Source organism: Streptomyces lacaronensis, assembly GCF_047337785.1.
Taxonomy (GTDB): Bacteria; Actinomycetota; Actinomycetes; order Streptomycetales; family Streptomycetaceae; genus Streptomyces; species Streptomyces lycopersici.
This window is the reverse complement of record NZ_JBLHDK010000003.1, coordinates 2,366,746-2,384,653: the sequence shown is the minus strand read 5'-3', so window position 1 is coordinate 2,384,653 and position 17,908 is coordinate 2,366,746. Positions and strand designations below refer to the sequence as shown.

13 protein-coding genes and 2 pseudogenes are annotated in these 17,908 nt (G+C 71.9%); 10 read left to right on the top strand and 5 right to left on the bottom strand.

Going from position 1 to position 17,908, the window contains the following annotated elements; genetic code table 11:
- The first annotated feature begins 51 nt into the window (after nt 1–51).
- From ACMTAK_RS10490 to ACMTAK_RS10460, 7 genes and pseudogenes are all read left to right on the top strand, one after another.
- Nucleotides 52–1,986 (top strand): cellulase family glycosylhydrolase, encoded by a 1,935-nt coding sequence (locus ACMTAK_RS10490; protein ID WP_413805958.1) that lies wholly within the window; start codon nt 52–54, stop codon nt 1,984–1,986.
- Nucleotides 1,983–4,253: a glycoside hydrolase family 3 N-terminal domain-containing protein gene (locus ACMTAK_RS10485; RefSeq protein ID WP_413805957.1), complete on the top strand. Its 2,271-nt coding sequence runs from the start codon at nt 1,983–1,985 to the stop codon at nt 4,251–4,253. Before ACMTAK_RS10490 ends, ACMTAK_RS10485 begins: the two co-directional genes overlap by 4 nt.
- Nucleotides 4,254–4,363: 110 nt before the next feature.
- On the top strand, nt 4,364–6,307 hold the full coding sequence (locus ACMTAK_RS10480) for a glycoside hydrolase family 5 protein (protein WP_413805956.1): 1,944 nt from the start codon (nt 4,364–4,366) through the stop codon (nt 6,305–6,307).
- Nucleotides 6,308–6,437: 130 nt separating this feature from the next.
- On the top strand, nt 6,438–7,265 hold the full coding sequence (locus ACMTAK_RS10475) for an ABC transporter ATP-binding protein (RefSeq protein WP_413812848.1): 828 nt from the start codon (nt 6,438–6,440) through the stop codon (nt 7,263–7,265).
- On the top strand, nt 7,262–8,188 hold the full coding sequence (locus tag ACMTAK_RS10470; protein ID WP_413805955.1) for an ABC transporter permease: 927 nt from the start codon (nt 7,262–7,264) through the stop codon (nt 8,186–8,188). The genes ACMTAK_RS10475 and ACMTAK_RS10470 overlap by 4 nt, the downstream gene beginning before the upstream one ends.
- A 100-nt stretch (nt 8,189–8,288) precedes the next feature.
- Nucleotides 8,289–9,443 carry an ABC transporter substrate-binding protein gene (locus tag ACMTAK_RS10465; RefSeq protein WP_413805954.1) on the top strand — a complete coding sequence of 385 codons (1,155 nt, stop codon included), beginning with the start codon at nt 8,289–8,291 and terminating at the stop codon, nt 9,441–9,443.
- Between the two features lie 103 nt (nt 9,444–9,546).
- Nucleotides 9,547–9,651 (top strand): annotated as a pseudogene (locus ACMTAK_RS10460) (acyl-CoA desaturase); the annotation flags it as partial.
- Between the two features lie 61 nt (nt 9,652–9,712).
- On the opposite strand, the gene ACMTAK_RS10455 reads toward ACMTAK_RS10460, so the two are convergent.
- The 3 genes from ACMTAK_RS10455 to ACMTAK_RS10445 form a co-directional block, all read right to left on the bottom strand.
- On the bottom strand, nt 9,713–10,384 hold the full coding sequence (locus ACMTAK_RS10455; protein WP_413805953.1) for a TetR/AcrR family transcriptional regulator: 672 nt from the start codon (nt 10,382–10,384) through the stop codon (nt 9,713–9,715).
- Nucleotides 10,381–10,575 (bottom strand): ferredoxin, encoded by a 195-nt coding sequence (locus tag ACMTAK_RS10450; RefSeq protein WP_086880876.1) that lies wholly within the window; start codon nt 10,573–10,575, stop codon nt 10,381–10,383. The genes ACMTAK_RS10455 and ACMTAK_RS10450 overlap by 4 nt, the downstream gene beginning before the upstream one ends.
- A 79-nt stretch (nt 10,576–10,654) precedes the next feature.
- Complete coding sequence (locus ACMTAK_RS10445) at nt 10,655–11,869, bottom strand: cytochrome P450 (protein WP_413805952.1); 1,215 nt, start codon at nt 11,867–11,869, stop codon at nt 10,655–10,657.
- A 334-nt stretch (nt 11,870–12,203) separates the two neighbouring features.
- Here ACMTAK_RS10445 and ACMTAK_RS10440 point away from each other — a divergent pair.
- From ACMTAK_RS10440 to ACMTAK_RS10430, 3 genes and pseudogenes are all read left to right on the top strand, one after another.
- Nucleotides 12,204–12,275 (top strand): annotated as a pseudogene (locus ACMTAK_RS10440) (Scr1 family TA system antitoxin-like transcriptional regulator); the annotation flags it as partial.
- A 141-nt stretch (nt 12,276–12,416) separates the two neighbouring features.
- Nucleotides 12,417–13,358 (top strand): NAD-dependent epimerase/dehydratase family protein, encoded by a 942-nt coding sequence (locus tag ACMTAK_RS10435; RefSeq protein ID WP_413805951.1) that lies wholly within the window; start codon nt 12,417–12,419, stop codon nt 13,356–13,358.
- A complete protein-coding gene (locus tag ACMTAK_RS10430; protein ID WP_413812847.1) occupies nt 13,355–16,846 on the top strand; it encodes an aminotransferase class I/II-fold pyridoxal phosphate-dependent enzyme in 3,492 nt (1,163 codons plus the stop codon). The genes ACMTAK_RS10435 and ACMTAK_RS10430 overlap by 4 nt, the downstream gene beginning before the upstream one ends.
- A 22-nt stretch (nt 16,847–16,868) precedes the next feature.
- Here the strand turns inward: ACMTAK_RS10430 and ACMTAK_RS10425 are convergent, their stop codons facing one another.
- The gene (locus tag ACMTAK_RS10425) at nt 16,869–17,438 is read right to left on the bottom strand and encodes a toxin (RefSeq protein WP_413805950.1); all 570 of its coding nucleotides are present in this window, start codon (nt 17,436–17,438) and stop codon (nt 16,869–16,871) included.
- Nucleotides 17,439–17,451: 13 nt separating this feature from the next.
- The gene (locus ACMTAK_RS10420) at nt 17,452–17,892 is read right to left on the bottom strand and encodes a helix-turn-helix domain-containing protein (RefSeq protein ID WP_413805949.1); all 441 of its coding nucleotides are present in this window, start codon (nt 17,890–17,892) and stop codon (nt 17,452–17,454) included.
- Nucleotides 17,893–17,908: the final 16 nt, after the last annotated feature.

The following is a 17,908-nucleotide window of genomic DNA, read 5'->3' as shown; positions in this document are numbered from 1 at the left end:
GCCACGTACCGGGCCACCCCCCACCCGTACCACCGACATCCGAGAAGGACCATGCGACGCCACAGCGCCCAGCTCACCCACCACCCCGCCGTCCTGCCCTGGCTCGGCGCCAACTTCTGGTCCCGCACCGGCGGGCCCCTGATGTGGCGCGACTACGACCCGAAGACGGTCCGCGCGGAACTGCGGGTGCTGCGCGAGCACGGCCTGACGATGACCCGGTCGTTCTTCTACTGGCCCGACTTCCATCCAGAGCCCCACCGCGTCGACGAGACGCTGTGCGAACGCTTCCGCGACTTCCTCGACGCCCACACCGAGACGGGCATGGGCACGGTGCCCACCTTCATCGTCGGCCACATGTCGGGCGAGAACTGGGACCCCGTCTGGCGCGGGGGCCGCGATCTCTACGAGGACGTGTGGATGGTCGGCCGCCAGGCCTGGTTCGTGTCCCAGATGACCCGCCGCTTCAAGGACCACCCCGCGGTCACCGGCTGGCTCATCACCAATGAGATGCCCGGCTACGGCCGTGTCTACCAGGTGGATCCGCCCACCTCCGAGGTGGTGACCGCCTGGGCGCAGGCCATGTGCAACGCCGTACGGGCGGCCGGTGGCACTCAGCCCGTCTCCCTCGGCGACGGCGCGTGGGGCATCGAGGTCACCGGCCGCGACAACGGCTTCTCGCTGCGCGAGACCGCCGAATACGTGGACTTCGTGGGCCCGCACGTCTACCGCTCGGACACCGACCGGCCGCGTCAGCACCTGCGCGCCGCCTTCGAATGCGAACTGGCGTCGGTCACCGGACAGCCCGTCGTCCTGGAGGAGTTCGGGCTCTCCACGGACACCGTGTCCGATGAGAACGCGGCGGTCTACTACCGGCAGACCCTGCACAACTCGCTGCTCGGCGGGGCCACGGGCTGGATCGCCTGGAACAACACCGACTACGACGACCTGTGGGACCGCTCGCCGTACGACCACCACCCCTTCGAGATGCACTTCGGCATCACCGACCACACCGGCACCCCCAAGGCCCCGCTGCTCGAACTCGCCGCGTTCGCCGAGACGTTGAAGGCCGTGGACTTCGCACACTGCCGACGCTCCGACGCGGACGCGGCCCTGGTCGTACCCGCCTTCCTGGAGCGTGGCTACCCCTACAGCAGGCCCGCCGACCGGCCGCTGATCTTCACATCGCTGCACCAGGGCTATGTGGCCACGCGCGCCGCCGACCTGCCGGTGGGCTTCAGCCGGGAAGCCGACGGGCTGCCCGGTGACGCGGCCCTGTATCTGCTCCCCGCCACCCGCCAGCTCACCACGCGCACCCGGCGTGAGCTCGAACGCCGCGCCCACGAGGGCGCCACCGTGTATCTCTCGTTCTGCTCCGGCGAGCACCCGGGGACCCGCGGCCCGTGGTTCGACGACCTGGACGGGCTGTTCGGCGTCGAACTGCAACTCTCCTACGGTGTGGCCGAGCCCATCGAGGACGACGTCCTGGAGATGACGTTCACCGAGGACTTCGGCGGGCTGACGGCCGGGACCTCGCTGCGCTTCCCGGTCGCGGGCAACGAGGACAGCCGGGCGTATCTGCCGGTCGTTCCGCGTGACGCCCGGGTGGTGGCCGCCGACGCCCACGGGCGGCCCGCCCTCCTGGTGCGCGACACCGGGCGCGGCCGCACCGTCCTGGCCACCTACCCCCTGGAGCACATGGCCGCCCGCACCCCCCGCGCCAACCCCGAGGAGACCCACCGGCTGTACGCGGCGCTCGCCGACGTGGCGGGGGTCCACCGCCCGGTGACGGTCGACAGCCCCCACGTCGGCGCGGACCTCCTCGTCCACGACGACGGACGCCGCTTCGTCTGGCTGGTCAGCCAGAGCCCCGACGAGGTCACCGTCCGCCCCGTCGCCGAGGGAACGCCGCGCGACCTGGCGTCCGGCGCGGCGACGGCGGATGTGACCCTCGGCCCGTACGGTGTGCGCGTCCTGGAGCTGACGTGACCGACCAGCCCTACCGCGACCCCACCGCGCCGGTGGCGGAGCGGGTCCGCGATCTGCTGGGGCGCATGACGCTCACCGAGAAGGTCGGCCAGGTCAACCAGCGCATGTACGGCTGGCACGCCTACGAGCGCACCGAAAGCGGCCACCGGCTCACCGACGCCTTCCGCGCCGAGGTCGCCGCGTACGGCGGGATGGGGGCCCTGTACGGGCTCCAGCGGGCCGACGCCTGGTCCGGCGTCGGCTTCGCCGACGGCATCACGGCGGCGGACGGGGCGCGGGTCGCCGATGCCGTACAGCGGCATGTCGTGGAGCACACCCGGCTGGGCATACCCGTGCTGTTCGTGGAGGAGGTTCCGCACGGCCACCAGGCCCTGGACGGCACCGTGCTGCCGGTCAACCTCGCCGTGGGCGCCACCTGGGACCCCGGGCTCCACGAGGCGGCGGCGGCCGCGGTCGGCGCCGAAGTGCGGGCGCGCGGTGGCCACGTGGCGCTGGTCTCGGCCCTCGACCTGGTGCGCGACCCGCGCTGGGGCCGTGCGGAGGAGTGCTTCGGCGAGGACCCGTATCTGGCGGCCCGGCTCACCGAGGCGCTGGTGCGGGGGATGCGCACGGCGGACGTGGCCGTGGTGCTCAAGCACTTCGCCGGACAGGGGGCCACGGTCGGCGGACGCAACAGCGCGGCGACCGAACTGGGCGCGCGTGAACTGCACGAGATCCATCTGGCGGCGGCCCGGTCCGGGATACGCGCCGGTGCGGCCGGGGTGATGGCGGCCTACAACGAATTCGACGGCCTGCCCTGCGTCGCCAGCCGACCGCTGCTGACCGAACTCCTCCGGGAGCGGCTGGAGTTCGACGGCATCGTCATGGCGGACGGCGGCGCCATCGACCGGCTGGTCCGGCTCACGGGCGACCCGGTGGCCGCGGGCGCCCTGGCCCTCAACGCCGGATGCGACCTGAGCCTCTGGGATGCCTGCTTTCCGCGGCTGGCCGAGGCGGTGGCCCAGGAGCTCGTCACCGAGCGGACCCTGGACACCGCCGTGGCCCGGGTGCTGGCGCTGAAGTTCCGCCTGGGCCTCTTCGAGCGGCCCTACGCGCCTGCCGTGGTCCGGCCCTCCGACCCGCGTGAGCTGAGTGAACGCGTGGCCCGCGCGTCCATCACACTGCTCGCCAACGACGGGGGAGTCCTGCCGCTGACGCCCTCGGCCCGCCGGATCGCCGTCCTCGGCCCGAACGCCGACTCCATCGCCCAGCAGATCGGCGACTACACCGCGCCACAGCGCCCCGGATCCCACCACGTCACGGTCCTGGACGGCATCCGGTCGGCCGCCCCGCCGGACGCCGAGGTCACCTACGCGCCGGGGTGCGAGCTGGTCGGCGGCGATCTCTCCGGTGTCCCGGAGGCGGTCGCGCTGGCGGCGGCGGCGGACATCGCGGTGCTCGTCCTGGGCGGGTCCAGCGCCCGGTCCGGCGACACCGCCTTCGACACCAATGGCGCGGCCGTCGTGAGCTCGGCCAACCCCGCCGGTATGACCTGTGGCGAGGGTGTCGACCTCGCCGAACTGCGCTTGCCCGACGGCCAGTCGGCGCTCCTGGACGCGGTGGCGGCCACGGGTGTGCCGGTCGCCGTGGTCCTCGTCCAGGGCCGTCCGCACGCCTTGCCCGACCTCTCCGGCACGGCCGCGGCGGTGCTGAGTGCCTGGTACCCCGGTCCGTGGGGCGGACGGGCCGTCGCCGACGTACTGTTCGGCGCGGCCGGACCCGAGGGGCGGCTGCCGGTGTCCGTCCCCGGGTCGGCCGCGCAGCTGCCGGTGTTCTACAACGCCAAGGACCACCGGTACCGCGGCTATGCGGACCAGCCCGCCACCGCCCGCTACGCCTTCGGCCACGGACTGTCGTACACCACGGTCGCCTACGCGCCGCCACGGCTCTCGCGCGCCCGCCTGACCCCGGACGACCCGGCGCTCATCTGCCGGGTCACCGTGCGCAACACGGGTGAGCGGCCGGTGCGCGAGACGGTCCAGCTCTATGTGCGCCGGCTGTCGGGCGGCTCCTCGTGGCCCCGCATACGCGAGCTCCGCGGCTTCGCCCGCCTCGATCTGCGGCCGGGGGAGGAGACCGACGCGGTGTTCGCGATCGACGCCGACACCCTCGCCTCCGTCACCCGGGACCTGGGCCTCGCCGTGGAACCCGGAGAACTCCTGCTGGAGACCGGGCCCTCGTCCGGCGAAACACAGGGGGCACGGCTGGTGATCGAGCCGCCGAGCTGATCGCGACACTGTCTGGACGGCGATGTGATGGGCCGTCAGTATGGTGTCCGGGCGCGCCGGGTCCGGCGGAGCCGCGTTCGGGCACCATCGCTCACCCACGGGAAGGCCGCATGCCGCCGACCAGGAGAACACTCAGGTACCTGACGGGAATCGCGTCGATCCTCGCCCTGCTGGCCACGGCGCCGGGACCGGTCGCCACCGCCCAGCAGTCCGCCGCACCGGCGGCCCCCGCCACCTCCGTCACGGCCACCTCCGCCACCGCACCCGCGGCCGGCACCTGGCAGCCGCCGCTGTCGACCCGCGGCCGGTACATCGTGGACGCCAAGGGTGACCGCTTCCGGCTCAAGTCGGCCAACTGGGACGGCGCGCAGGGCTCGTGGACGGGGAGCGGCAGTGTCGACGACCCCGCCAACCACCACTCCGGGCAGAACTCCTCCGGCATTCCCCTCGGCCTGGACCGGGTTCCCCTGCCGACGCTGCTCGCCGACTTCCATCGGCTCGGCATCAACAGTATCCGGCTGCCGTTCTCCAACGAGATGATCCACGCCACCGCGACCGTTCCGGACAGCGCCGTAGCCGCCAACACCCAACTGCGCGGAAAGACACCCCTGCAGATCTTCGATGCCGTGGTGTCCGCTCTCAGCCGGGACGGCTTCGCCGTCATCCTCAACAACCACACCAACACCACCCGGTGGTGCTGCGGCATCGACGGCAACGAACGGTGGAACAGCGGCCAGTCCACGAAAGCGTGGATCGATGACTGGGTCTTCATGGCCCGCCGCTACGCCGACGAGCCACGTGTGGTGGGCGCGGACCTCTACAACGAGGTGCGCCGCGATGTCCTGGACGACCCCAACTGGGGTCTCGGCGACGAGCACGACTGGTACACCGCCGCGCAGCGCGCCGCCGACCGCATCCTCACCGAGGCCGACCCCGACCTCCTGATCGTGATCGAGGGCATCAACTGGACCGGGATTCCGGTGGACGGGCTGCCTCACGAGCGCCCCACCCTGACCCCCGCGCGCACCCTCTCGCACACCCTCACGGACGCCCACAAGCTGGTGTACTCGGCCCACTTCTACGGATACACCGGCCCGCGCCACAGCGGCGCCTCCGGCGTCGGCGAGACACATGACCCCCGGTACCAGGACCTCGGCCGCGATGAGCTGTATCGAGTCCTCACCGACCAGGCGTTCTTCGTCGCCGAGGACAGCGGGCGGCACTACACGGCACCCGTGTGGATCAGCGAGTTCGGCATCGGATCGGCCGAGACGGGCACCGCGCCGCGCGCCTGGTTCACCAATATCACCGACTACTTCGCCGACCATGACGCCGACTTCGCCTACTGGCCACTCGTCGGATGGGAAAGTCACGACAACTGGGCGCTGCTGCGATACGACTCCACGGGCCGCAGATACGGGATCCTCGACCAGGGCGACTGGCGCGGTACGGCGTGGCAGCGGCTGATGACCGCGCCCGAACACACCGGTCCCGTAGCCCGCGTTCCGATCTGGCGGATGCTCGTCACCGACCACGGCGACCATGTGCAGTCGCTGATCGAGCGGGGCCGGGGCGACTGGGACCCGGGCGCCTACAAGGCGGCCTGCCCCGATGGGCTGCGGCTGATCGGCCTCAGCCACACCGCCGGACGCGGACTGTGCACCGACACCGGGGCTGACGACCCGCGCGCCCCCGGTACCGCCCATACGGTCGTCACGGATGAACGGTACGTGCCCGCCGGTGGCGACTGGGCCTCCGGCCACACCAAGTTCCAGTGCCCCTCGGACCAGTTCCTCATCGGCTACAGCCGCCGTGGCAGCCAGGTGTCCGCCGCGCTGTGCGTCCCGGCCCGGACCCCGTTGGGCGCCACGGGACATGCGGTCTGGTTCGACCGCTCCGACAACCGGCCCGCCGACGCCGCGGGTGGCGATTTCGCCCACGGCGCCTACAAGGGCCAGTGCGCGGACGGCGAGTACGCCGCCGGTATCGCCTTCACCGCGCGGGTGGGCAGCTCCGGCAGCCCGGACGCGCTGCTGTGCCGCCGCCTGTCCTGAGCTGTCGCCTGCTCCCCGGCTGCCAGTCGCTCCGCCACCCTTGCCCGAATCTGACGAACCGTCATATCGTAAAGCGGTGCGCGCAGCCGTTGTCGCACGACACCCGCTCAACCGGATCAGGAGTTACGGGGTGGAGCCGCACACCACACCCGGGGCCGCGCCGAAAGTACGTGCCCGCGCGGTGACCCGCACCTTCGGGCACGGAACCCGGCAGGTGCACGCCCTCGGACCACTCGATATGGACATTCGGCAAGGGGAGTTCTGCTGCATCGTCGGCCCGTCCGGATGCGGCAAGTCCACGTTCCTGCGCATCGTCGCCGGACTCGTCCGCCCCAGCGGTGGCGAGGTCGAGATTCGCGCTCGTCGCCGGCACCCGGCCGCGATGATCCCGCAGGACTACGGCATCTACGACTGGAAGACCGTGCTGGCCAACGTCCGCTTCGGACTCGATGTGCGGCGGGTGCCACGCAAGGCCGCCGACGCGCGGGCCAGGGACTGGCTCGCCCGGCTCGGCCTCTCCGACTTCGCCGACGCCTACCCGGCCACCTTGTCGGGCGGGATGCGGCAGCGGGTGGCGATCGCCCGAGCGCTCGCGGTGGAGCCGGAGGTGCTGCTGCTGGACGAACCGTTCGCCGCCCTCGACGCCCAGTTGCGCACCATCCTCCAGGACGAGTTGCTCGCGGTGTGCCAGGCGACCCGCACCACCGCACTTTTCGTCACCCACAGCCTGGAGGAGGCGATCGTGCTCGGGGACCGGGTGGTGGTGATGTCGGCCAGACCCGGCAGGGTGATCGCGGAACGGCACCCGCCGTTCGAACGCCCCCGCACCGGGGCGATGCGCCACGCTCCGCAGTTCGCCGCCCTGCGGTCCGAGCTGTGGGAACTCCTGCGCGACGAGGTCCAGCGGGGCGGGACCGGTGCCGCCGCTCCGGCGGACCCGGTGGGGAATCCCTCATGAAGGGCGAGAACACGGCGGCCACGGCCCCGACCGCGCGGCCCGGTGAACACCCCGGTGAAGGTGAACAGGACGGCGGGTCCACCGAGACGACGCTGCTGGTGCGGCGCCCCGGACCGGGGGAGCGCGATCCGGTCCGCGCCCACCGGCGCCGCCGCGCCATCGAACTCGCCCTCGCCCTCGCCGTGCCCGCCGCGCTGATCCTGCTGTGGCAGCTCGCCGCGGATCAGCGCTGGATCGACTCGCGTATTTACCCCGCGCCGTCCACGATCGCGGCGGACGGCTGGCAGCGCGCCGCCGACGGCAAGCTGTGGCCGGACGTATGGGCCACGCTCAAGCGGGTGATCGCCGGGTATGCGCTCGGCACCGCCGCGGGCTATCTCTTCGGGCTGCTGATGGGCGCGCTGCGGATGGTCCGCGCGGCGCTGGAACCGTTGCTCGACGCCCTGTACGTCGTGCCCAAGCTCGCACTGCTCCCCGTGTTCCTCAATATGTTCGGCCTCGGCGAGGGACCCCAGATCGCGCTCGTCGCGACCACCGTCTTCTTCTTCGTGTGGATCTCCACGATGGCCGCCGTGATGGGCGTCGCCGAGGGCCACCGGGAGGCCGGACAGGTATTCGGCGCCGGTCCCTGGCAGATGTTCCGCCATGTCCTGCTGCCCGCCTCGCTGCCGCAGGTCCTCGTCGGCATGCGGGTCGCGGCCGGAGTGGCGGTCCTGGTCATCGTCGCCTCCGAGCAGATCGCCGCGAACGACGGCCTCGGCCACCTGATCTTCGACTCGCGGACGCTGTTCCAGAACGACGTGATGTTCGTCGGCATCGTCTGCGTGGCCGTGCTCGGCGTGGTCTTCTCCGAACTCGTCCGGTTCATCGGCCGCCGGCTCACCCCCTGGGCGCCGCGGGACCGCGGCCGGCCCCAGTCCTGACCCCCCTCGGTTCCGTCCCCAGTCCTGACCCCACCCCGGCTCCGACCCCAGTCCTGACCCCACCTCGGCTCCGACCCCCGGCCCCCGGAAGGCGGCACCCATGGCACGGACCCCCTCCCTCGCCCGCTCCCTGCTCACGGGCGTGACCCTGCTGGGCGTCCTCGGCTCCCTCGCCGCCTGCGACGCACAGACCTCGGAGTCGGCGGGCCCGGGCAAGCGGAGCGAGCCCCGCCCGATCACCCCCGTCGCGGGCTGTGCCAGGGGCTGGACCGACCCCTCCGACATGTCCGCCGCCCGCAGGCCCGCCCGTTGCGCGCCCGGCGCGCCCGCGCCCAAGCCGCTGAAGAAGAAGACGAAGGTCGTCGTCTCCGCCTCCACGCTGACCGCCGAGTATCTGGCGCCCCTGCGGATCGGCGTGGCGAAGGGCGAATTCAGCAAGGAGAAGCTCGACGTCGAAGTGAAGCTGCTGCCCACCCCGGACGCGCTTCCGCTGCTCGCCAAGGGCGATGTCGACGTCCAGTACGCGGCGCCGGAGGCCGCCGTGCTCAACGGCATCCGGCAGGGGTTCGATATTCGCTGGGTGGCCGGCAACTTCACGCCCGCGCCCGGCTCCAAGAGCGGGTTCTGGGCCAGGCTGCGGCCGGGGGAGACGGCGGGCGGGGTCAGCCTCAAGGACCGTACGGTCGGCACCCTCATCGGCAAGGGCTCGGTCATCACATACCCGATGGAGAAGGTGCTCTCCGCGCACAAGGCCGATGTGGACAGCGTCCGCTTCCAGCAGCTCGGCCCGGCCGAGGTCCTCGCCTCGCTGAAGAACGGCGGAGTGGACGCGGCCTGGCTGCTCGACCCGGCGTGGCGCCAGGTGGACGGCGACGCGGGCTATGCCTTCCTCGGCGGCCAGCCGAGGGGCGAACCGCTCGGCGGGCTCCTGTTCGGACCCGATCTGCTGACCGGGGACCCGGACGCGGGGGTGGCGTTCCTGCGCGCCTACATCCGCACCGTCAACACCTACTTCGCCGGGGACTACAAGAAGGACAAGGCATTCCTCGACGACCTCGGCGACGTGCTCACGACCGAGCCGGACACGCTGGCCGCCGTGCCGTCGCTGCGCATGGACTGGGAGATTCGCGCGGGCACCGTGGACCGCTTGCAGAAGGCGTACGCAACCGCCGGGGTGGTCGAGGGCGACCCGCTGCCCGAGGACCAGGTCGTGGACCGCTCGTTCTACGCGGAGGCGGTCGGCCACAAGCCGTAGGCCCTGCCCGGCGGGGGTGGTGCTAACCCCCTGCGGGTTCCGAGGGCCGGCCCTCACGCGCCCGGGGTGCTGCCGCCATGGTGCCGCGTGGTCTCTGGTCCGTACCCGCCACCAGGCCTTCCTGTTCTTCCCGATGCTGCTGCTCGAAGGCATCGCACTGAAGGTGAGCAGCATCCAGGACCTGCGGCGGCAGTCGCCGCGCGAGCGTCCAGTCCGTGACCGGCGCGCCCCGGACGTTCCGCGACCCCGGCCCCGAGCGCCCCGCACCGTCACAGCGGGCCGAGCAGGGCGGTGGTGAGCCCGCACAGCGCCGTGATCAGATCCTGGCCCAGCGTCCGCCAGGAGTCCTCCGTCGCGGCGGGGTCGATACGGCCGTTCGCCAGGTCGTACTCCAGCTCGGCGAAGGCGTGCACCGAGAGCTGGCGCACCATCGTGCCGTGCCGGGCGAAGAGTTCGGGGCGGACGCCGTCCCGGCGAATGCCACCGAGCTCGTTGAGCAGCCGGTACGACGGGGTGTCGAGGTGTTCCTGGATGACGTAGTCGCGCAGCGCGGGCTCGACCAGCGCCTGTGCGAAGAAGCGGGCGGACCAGGCGGGGGTGCCCGCTTCGATGTGGTTCTCGACGGTCGGCAGGATGAGGCAGCGGTAGTGCTCCTCCAGGGACACGGTGTCCTGCCCGCGCAGCGCCTCCACCATGGCGATGCGGTGTTTTTCGACCAGCCGGGTGTGGCTCGACAGGATCGTCCTGATGAGCCCGTCACGGCTCTCGAAGTGGTACTGAACCGCTGAGTTGTTGCGCTGGCCGGCTGCCTCGCTGATCTGCCGGACCGAGACGTTGGCGAAACCGTGCTCGGCGTAGAGCCGCTCGGCGGTGCGCATCAGCTTGTCGCGCGCGAGCGCCGAGCGGGGAGACGGCGGGGCAGCCGGGCCGGGAGGGGTCATTCCGCTAGGCGAATCGCCCCGGTCGGGCACACCGCGGCGGCCGCGCGGACGGCTTCGTGGTGTTCCGGCGGCGGAGCACTGTCCAGCACGACGACACTCCCGTCTTCCTCTCGCTGGTCGAAGACCTGATCGGCCCTGGCCACGCAGAGCCCGCTGGCACAGCAGGCATCCCCGTCAACAGTGATCCGCATGGTACCTTCCTCGCTCCTTTCGTCCACGGTGGTTTTCAGCGGCCGAGCTTCTCACGGTTGTTCACCAGGCGACGGTCGTTCACCAGGTGACCCACATGTCCTCGAAGCCGCCCGCCGAGACCCCCTCCCGGGTGCGGAGGTCCGCCGCGGTGTCCCGCAGCCGCAGCTCGGGCAGGCGCCGGACGAAGGTGCCGAGGACCACCTGGAGCTCCACCCGGGCGAGCGTCTGGCCGACGCAGAAGTGCGGTCCCGCGCCGAAGGTGAGGTGCTGGGCGCGGTTCTCGCGGTGCGGATCGAACCGGTCGGGGTCGGGGAACTTGCGCTCGTCCCGGTTGGCGGCGTGCAGATTGACGAACAAGGTGCTCCCGGCCTTCACCGGCACCCCGTTGACCTCGGTGTCCTCGGTGATGAACCGGGGGATGCCCACACCGCCGTTCGCGTCCATCCGCAGCGCCTCCTCCACTACGTCCGGCACCAGTCCGGGAGCGGCGAGCACGGCCTCGTAGCGCTCCCGCTCCGAGAGCAGCATCGCCGTCATCTTCAGGATCATGTTGGAGGTGGTCTCATGCCCGGCCAGCAGCAGCCCGACCGCGGTGGCGATGAGCTCGTCATGGCTGAGCCGGCCATCCTCGCTGTCGGAGATCTGGGTCAGCTCGCTGAGCAGATCGTCGCCGGGGTGGGCGCGTTTGCGCTCGATCAGGTCCGAGGCGTACGCGCGGAACTCCCGCTGGGCGTCGTCGACTTCGGCCTGGGAGTAGCGGGTCAGCGTGAGCAGCGTCTCCGACCAGCGCGCGAACCTGTCCTGGTCCTCGCTCGGTGCGCCCAGCAGCGCGCAGATCACCTGCACCGGAAGGGGAAGCGCCAGCGCCGCCCGGAGATCTACCGGCGCCCCCTTGGCCACCATGTCGTCCACCAGCGCGTCGGCCATCTGTTGAATGCGCGGCCGCCACGCCTCCATCTTCTTCACCGTGAACGCGCGGCTGATCAGCCGCCGCCACCGCCGGTGCCCCGGGCCCTCCTTGTTGTCCACGTCGCCCACGGAGGGGCGGCTGAACACGCCGCCGTCCTCGGTGGTCGACATGCGCGCCGCGCCCTCCCGTTCGAGGTTGCGGCTGAACCGCGGGTCGGTCAGCAGCCCGCGGACCTCTTCGTACCCGGTCAGCAGCCCGACGACATCCCCGCTGGGCAGCCGTACGTGCGCCACGGGGCACTTGGCCCGGGTCTCGGCCCACTCCTTCGGGGGTTCCAGCACATTCGGCTGCTCGAAGGGGTAGTTCGGGATGGCTTCGGTCATGGGGGGACTCCTCCGATGTCGGGGACCTCCGATCACCGTAAGACGGTCGTCTTATTAAGGCAATCGCCTTACGGCGGGATGGCCGACAATCGCCTCGGGCGTCACCGGTTCCACGGGCTCTGTTGCTGCGCGAGCCTGCCTCTCAACTCGCCCGAAGGTCGCGGGGTTGTCGTGGTCGCGGTGGCGGGGGCACTGGCGCGGCGGTCACGCCTGCCCCGGCGAATAGGCGTCCCTTTTCTCCTCGGCGAGGACGGATACGATCGCGCGGGCCCGTTGACCGGTGCGAGGAGCTGGAGCAGGCTGCGCAGGCTTCGCTTCACCGCGCCGAAGTGGCGCGGCGGAGATCAGGCTCTATGAGGTCGGTGTCATCCCCGGCCTGCTCCAGACACCGGAGTATGCGGCGGCGAGGTCGCCGCAAACCTCGTCGCCTCGCGCGGCGAGGTCCCCGTCCGCGACAGCAAGCACCCGCACGGCCGGGGGATCACGGTGCGGCCACACCGGGAGAACTCCCCGCGAAACTGACGGATACTCGCGCTAGTGTGCGCGCGTGAACCTTCATGTCGTCATAGGATTCGGGCCCGCGGGGGCGGCCACTGCTCGGCTGCTCGCCGAAAAGGGCCATACGGTACGCGTCATCACCAGGTCGGGCCGCGGCCCCGAACCGGGTATCGAGCACATCGCGCTGGACGCGACGGACAGCGAGCGACTGACCGAGGCCGTGCGGGGCGCGGCCGCCCTCTACAGCTGTGGCGCACCGCCCTACCACCGCTGGGCGAGTGAATGGCCGCCCCTGGCCTCGTCGCTCCGCGCGACCGCCGAGGCCACCGGGGCGGTCCTGGTCATGCTGGGCAACCTCTACGGGTACGGCCCGGTGGACGGCCCCATGACCGAGGAGTTGCCGCTCGCCGCCACCGGCACCAAGGGGCGGGTGCGCGCCGCCGTGTGGGAGCAGGCGCGAGACCTCCATGAGCAGGGCCGTATCAAGGCGGTCGAGGTGCGGGCGTCGGACTTCTTCGGGCCCGGGGTGACCGACGGCGGACACCTGGCCGCGCGGGCCATGCCACGTGTGCTGCGCGGCAAGCCGGTCTCCTCACTCGGGGACCCGGACACCCCGCACAGCTGGAGCTATGTCCCCGACGTGGCCGCCGCCCTGGCCGAGGTGGCGGGCGAGGAGCGGGCCTGGGGGCGCGCCTGGCACGTGCCGACGGCGCCCGCGCTGTCCACCCGCGAGATGGTCGACCGCCTCGCCGCCCAGGCGGAGACCGGGCCGGTCGCGGTGCGCAGGCTGCCGTCGGCCGCACTGGGACTCGCGTCGCTGGTCTCCCCGCTGCTCCGCGAACTGAAGGAGGTCCGGTACCAGTTCGACCGGCCCTTCATCATGGACGCGAGCGCCTACGAAGCCGAGTTCGCGGTGCGCGCCACCCCCGTCGACGAGCAGGTCAAGGCGACGGTGGCGTGGTGGCGCGAGCGACTGGCCACCGGCGGGTGACGGCCGTGACAGCGAAGGCATCCACAGTGGGCGCAAGCGGAACGCGGCGCGACGACATCGCGATCGTGGGAATGGCCTGCCGGTTCCCGGGGGCGCGGAACGTCAACCAGTACTGGCGGCTCCTCAACGAACCGCGGGCGCAGTTCGCCACCGTCCCGGACTCGAGATGGCGCACCGCCACCTTCCTCAGCGACAACTTACGCGACCCATCCTCGACCTATACGGACACCATGGCGCTGCTGCCGGACGTGGGCCACTTCGACGCGGCGCACTACGGCATCCCGCCCCGCCGGGCCAGATCGATGGATCCACAAGGGCGGCTGCTGATCGACCTGACCCGGGAGGCGATCCAGGACGCCGGATGGGAGGCCGAGGGCTTCGACCGCGAGGAGACCTCGGTGATCACGGCGCTCACGGAGAGCGGCTATCGCGATATCACCACCATGCGTATCCGGATGCGCCAGCTGACCGGCGGCGAGTTCGGGGCACGCGCCACCGATCCCCAGTGGTCGGAGACGGTCCGCGCGGTGGACGGGCTGCACGGCTCGTCCGTGGCCGGGCTCCTGCTCAACATGGGGCCGAACACCGTCAGTTCGGTCTTCGATCTGCACGGCGAGAGCTATGCGCTGGACTCGGCGTGCTCCGGTGGCCTCATGGCCGTGGCCAACGCCGTGTTCGCGCTGCGCGCGGGGCGCTGCCGCATCGCCCTCGCGGGCGGCGCCCAGCTGATCCTGACCCCCGATCTGCTGGTGGGGCTGTGCCGGATCGGCGCCATCTCGCGCAGCGGCAGATGCCTGCCGTTCGGCGCGGAGGCCGATGGCTTCGTGCTGGGGGAGGGCGCCGGGGTCCTGGCGCTGCGCCCCCTGGCCGACGCGCTGGCCGCCGGCGACCGGGTCTACGCGGTGATCCGGGGCGTGGGCACGGCCAACGACGGGACCGTACAGGGCGGAATGCACCCCCAGGCGGCCGGTCAGCTCAGGGCCCTGCGCCGGGCCTACCGCGACGCCGATCTGACCCCGGACGCGGTGGGCTACCTCGAGGCGCACGGCACCGGGACCACGGTCGGCGATCCGGTCGAGGTCGGTGTCCTGGGCGAACTGCGGGGCGAACGGGGCGCGCCCGCCTTCCTCGGCGCGGTGAAGGCAGTGGTCGGACACGCGCTCAACGCCGCCGGGATGGCCGGGCTGGTCAAGACCGTGCTGGCCGTGCACCGGGGGGTGATACCGCCGCAGCCGGAGTTCGACCTCGCCGACCGCTCCGGGCTCGACGCCGCGCGGCTGATCGTCCCGACGAAGCCCACCGTATGGCCGGAGTCCGGGCAGCCGCGCCGGGCCGGGGTGAGCGCCTTCGGCTTCGGCGGCACCGGTGTCCATCTGGTGGTCGAGGAGTGCGCCACCGCACCGGCCCGTCCCGCACCGGAGGAGGGGCCGCGACTGCTGGTGCTCAGCGCCCGCGACCGGGCCGGGCTGGCGCGTTACGCCCGGGAGCTGGCCGACACCCTCGCCGAGGACCGGCCGCCGCTGGCCGGGGTGGCGGACACCCTGGCCGGCCGGGCTCCGCTCGGCGAACGCCTCGCCCTGGTGGCCGAGGACACCGCCGACGCCGTCACCAAGCTGACCGCCGCCGCCGAGGCGGTGGCCGCCGGCCGCACCGGGCAGCTCGGGCCGGGGCAGCTGGCCGGCACGGTGCCACCAGGTGAGCCGCCGGAGGCCGCCGTGCCCGCGCCGGGCTCGCTGCCCGCCGGGGAACGCACGGCCGTGCTGGCTCGGCTCGCCGAGCGGGCGGTCACCGGCGCGGGGCTCCGCCCGGTGATGGAGCACATACCCCCCTGCACGCTGCCACCGAGCCCGCTCGCCCCGCGCCACCACTGGGCGGTGGACGAGTCGGCACGCGCCCCCGAGGAGGCCCCGCCCGCCCTCGCGGCAGTGGGGGAGGGCCGGACCGGGCCGGTGGACGCGCGGGCCGGTGCCGGATCCGCCGCGTCCATCGTGCTCGAAGAGCTCTCGCGGACCGGTGTCTTCCCGCTCGCCGATCTGACCGAGCGGATGGAGCTGGTGACCGACCTCGGCTTCGACTCCCTGATGCTCCAGGAGCTGGAGGTCAACATCGGCAAGCGGATACCGGGATTCCGTACCGAGGAGATCTTCTCTCCCGACCTGACCGTGGAGCGGCTGGTCGGGCTGGTCGATCCGCATCTCACCGGGAAGCCCGTCCTCGGCGGGACGCGGCCCCGGGAGACCGGCGAGCCACTGCCCCGGGAGACACGGGCGGACTGGGACGCGGCGACCGCGTGCGCCGATGACTTCCCCGAGGTGCGCCAGTTCGAGGAGCGCCTGAGTGCGATCACCGGCAGCGGCGCGGACTTCCCGTACTTCCGCGTCCACCAGGGCACCATCCGCGATACGACCATGATCGACGAAAGGCCGTATCTGTCCTTCGGCAGCTACAACTACCTGGGGCTCTCCGGCCACCCGGCGGTCAACGAGGCCGTGCACCAGGCGGTGGACCGGTACGGAACCTCGGTCTCGGCGAGCCGGGTGCTCTCCGGCGAACGGGACCTGACCGTACGGCTGGAGCGGGCGCTGGCCGACTTCCTCGGCACCGCGGACTGCCTGGCGCTGGTGAGCGGCCACGCCACCAACGTCACCGCGATCGGGCACCTCGTCGGCGCGCGGGACCTGGTGGTGCACGACGCGCTCGCCCACGACAGCATCCTCCAGGGCTGCGCCCTGTCCGGGGCGGCGCGGCGCCCGTTCGCCCACAACGACATCGGCGCGCTGGAGGACACACTGCGGCGCAACCGGTCCCGGTTCAGACGGGTGCTGATCGTCGTCGAGGGCGCCTACAGCATGGACGGCGACCTGGTGGACCTGCCCGCCGTGATCGAGCTGAAGCGGCGCTACGGCGCCCTGCTGATGGTCGACGAGGCGCACAGCATCGGCACCGTGGGCGAACGCGGCCGTGGCGTCGGCGAGTTCTTCGGCGTCGAACGGACCGATGTGGACCTGTGGATGGGCACCCTGTCCAAGACGTTCGCCAGCTGCGGGGGCTATCTCGGCGGCTCGGCCCGGATGGTGCGGTGGCTGCGGCACACGCTGCCGGGCTTCGTCTACAGCGTCGGCCTGACCCCGGCCAACGCGGCCGCGGCGCTGGCCGCCACCGAGCTGATCGTCGCCGAACCCCACCGGGTGCGCGCTCTGCGGCGCAACGCGGAGCTCTTCCTCGGCCTGGCCGGTTCGGCCGGTCTGGCGACGGGCAGCAGCGCCCACACCCCGATCGTGCCGTGTCTCCTCGGCGGCTCGGCGAGGACCCTGCACATCGCGGACCGGCTGTTCGACCGCGGTGTGATCGCCGATCCCATCTTCCACCCCGCCGTGGAGGAGGGGCTGGCCAGGCTGCGGTTCTTCGTCACCAGCGAGCACCGCGAGGACGACATCCGGCGCACCGTGGCGATCCTGGCCGAGGAGGTGGCGGCCACCGGGGGATGAGTGAGGCACCGTCGGATCAACCTCAGATCAGGGTGCGTTCGATCCGGCTGAGCATGGCGTCCTTCCCTGATGCCCCGGCGTCCCCCGCCGTGGGCGCGCCATGCCGCTCCTCGGCGCCGCCCACCCGTTGGGAGAGCAGATAGGCGATGATCTCCGCTTCCTGCTCCTGGACGTCGTCGTAGGTCGCGCGCAGGAGCATGTCACGCACGAGGTCGGGGTCGAGGTTGGGGAAGAGGAGGCGGGCGCTCGCCTCGTCCAGCCAACCCGCCCCGCGATGGCAGCAGATGATGTGGCCCAGCTCATGCAAGATGATGTGCTCCTGATGCGCGCTGGTCGTGTTGGCGTCATAGAAGATGAGGTCCTCGTCGCGGGCCGCGACCCACATGCCGCAGGGGTGCGTGGCCGGCATCGGCATCGGGACCAGCGTGATCGGACGGCCGCGGACCTCGCCGAGATGGCGGCACAGCTCGGCCACATCGGCCACCTCCGGCAGGTCGAGGTCGGCGATCCGCCGCGCACCGGCCTTCCGGAGCTTCTTGAGCTGACTGCGGCGGTCGTGATCGGCCGACCGTCCCTTGCCCGCGCCCCTCACTCAGCCGCACCCCTCATTCCGAGTCCGAGGCGTCGGTGACCGGCGGAAGGCCCTGGAGCTGCCGGTACTGATCCATGATGGTCGTGATGGCCTCGAGGTTCTCCTTCTTCATCCCCGCCGCGCGCATCGCCACGGCACGGACCCCGGCCTGGCGCAGCGCCTCGATGGCGGCGATCTCGCTGAGCACCGACTCGGCGACCTGGTCGTCGAAGAAGTAGGCCACCGAAACGCCGAAGAAGCGCGCCAGGGCGGCCAGCAGGTCGGGTGAGGGATTGGAGCGCTTGCCCGTCCGCAACTGCGACAGATACACACCCCCGACCTTCAATTCGGGGTTGGCCCGCTTGAGCTCCTCCGCCACCTCGGCGTTGGTCCAGTGCTTGCCCTTGGGACGAACCGTCTTGAAGAGGTTGTCCAGACGCACTGCCAGCATGGGCCGGTCGTCAGTCTCGGACATGTGAATCTCCCTCCCT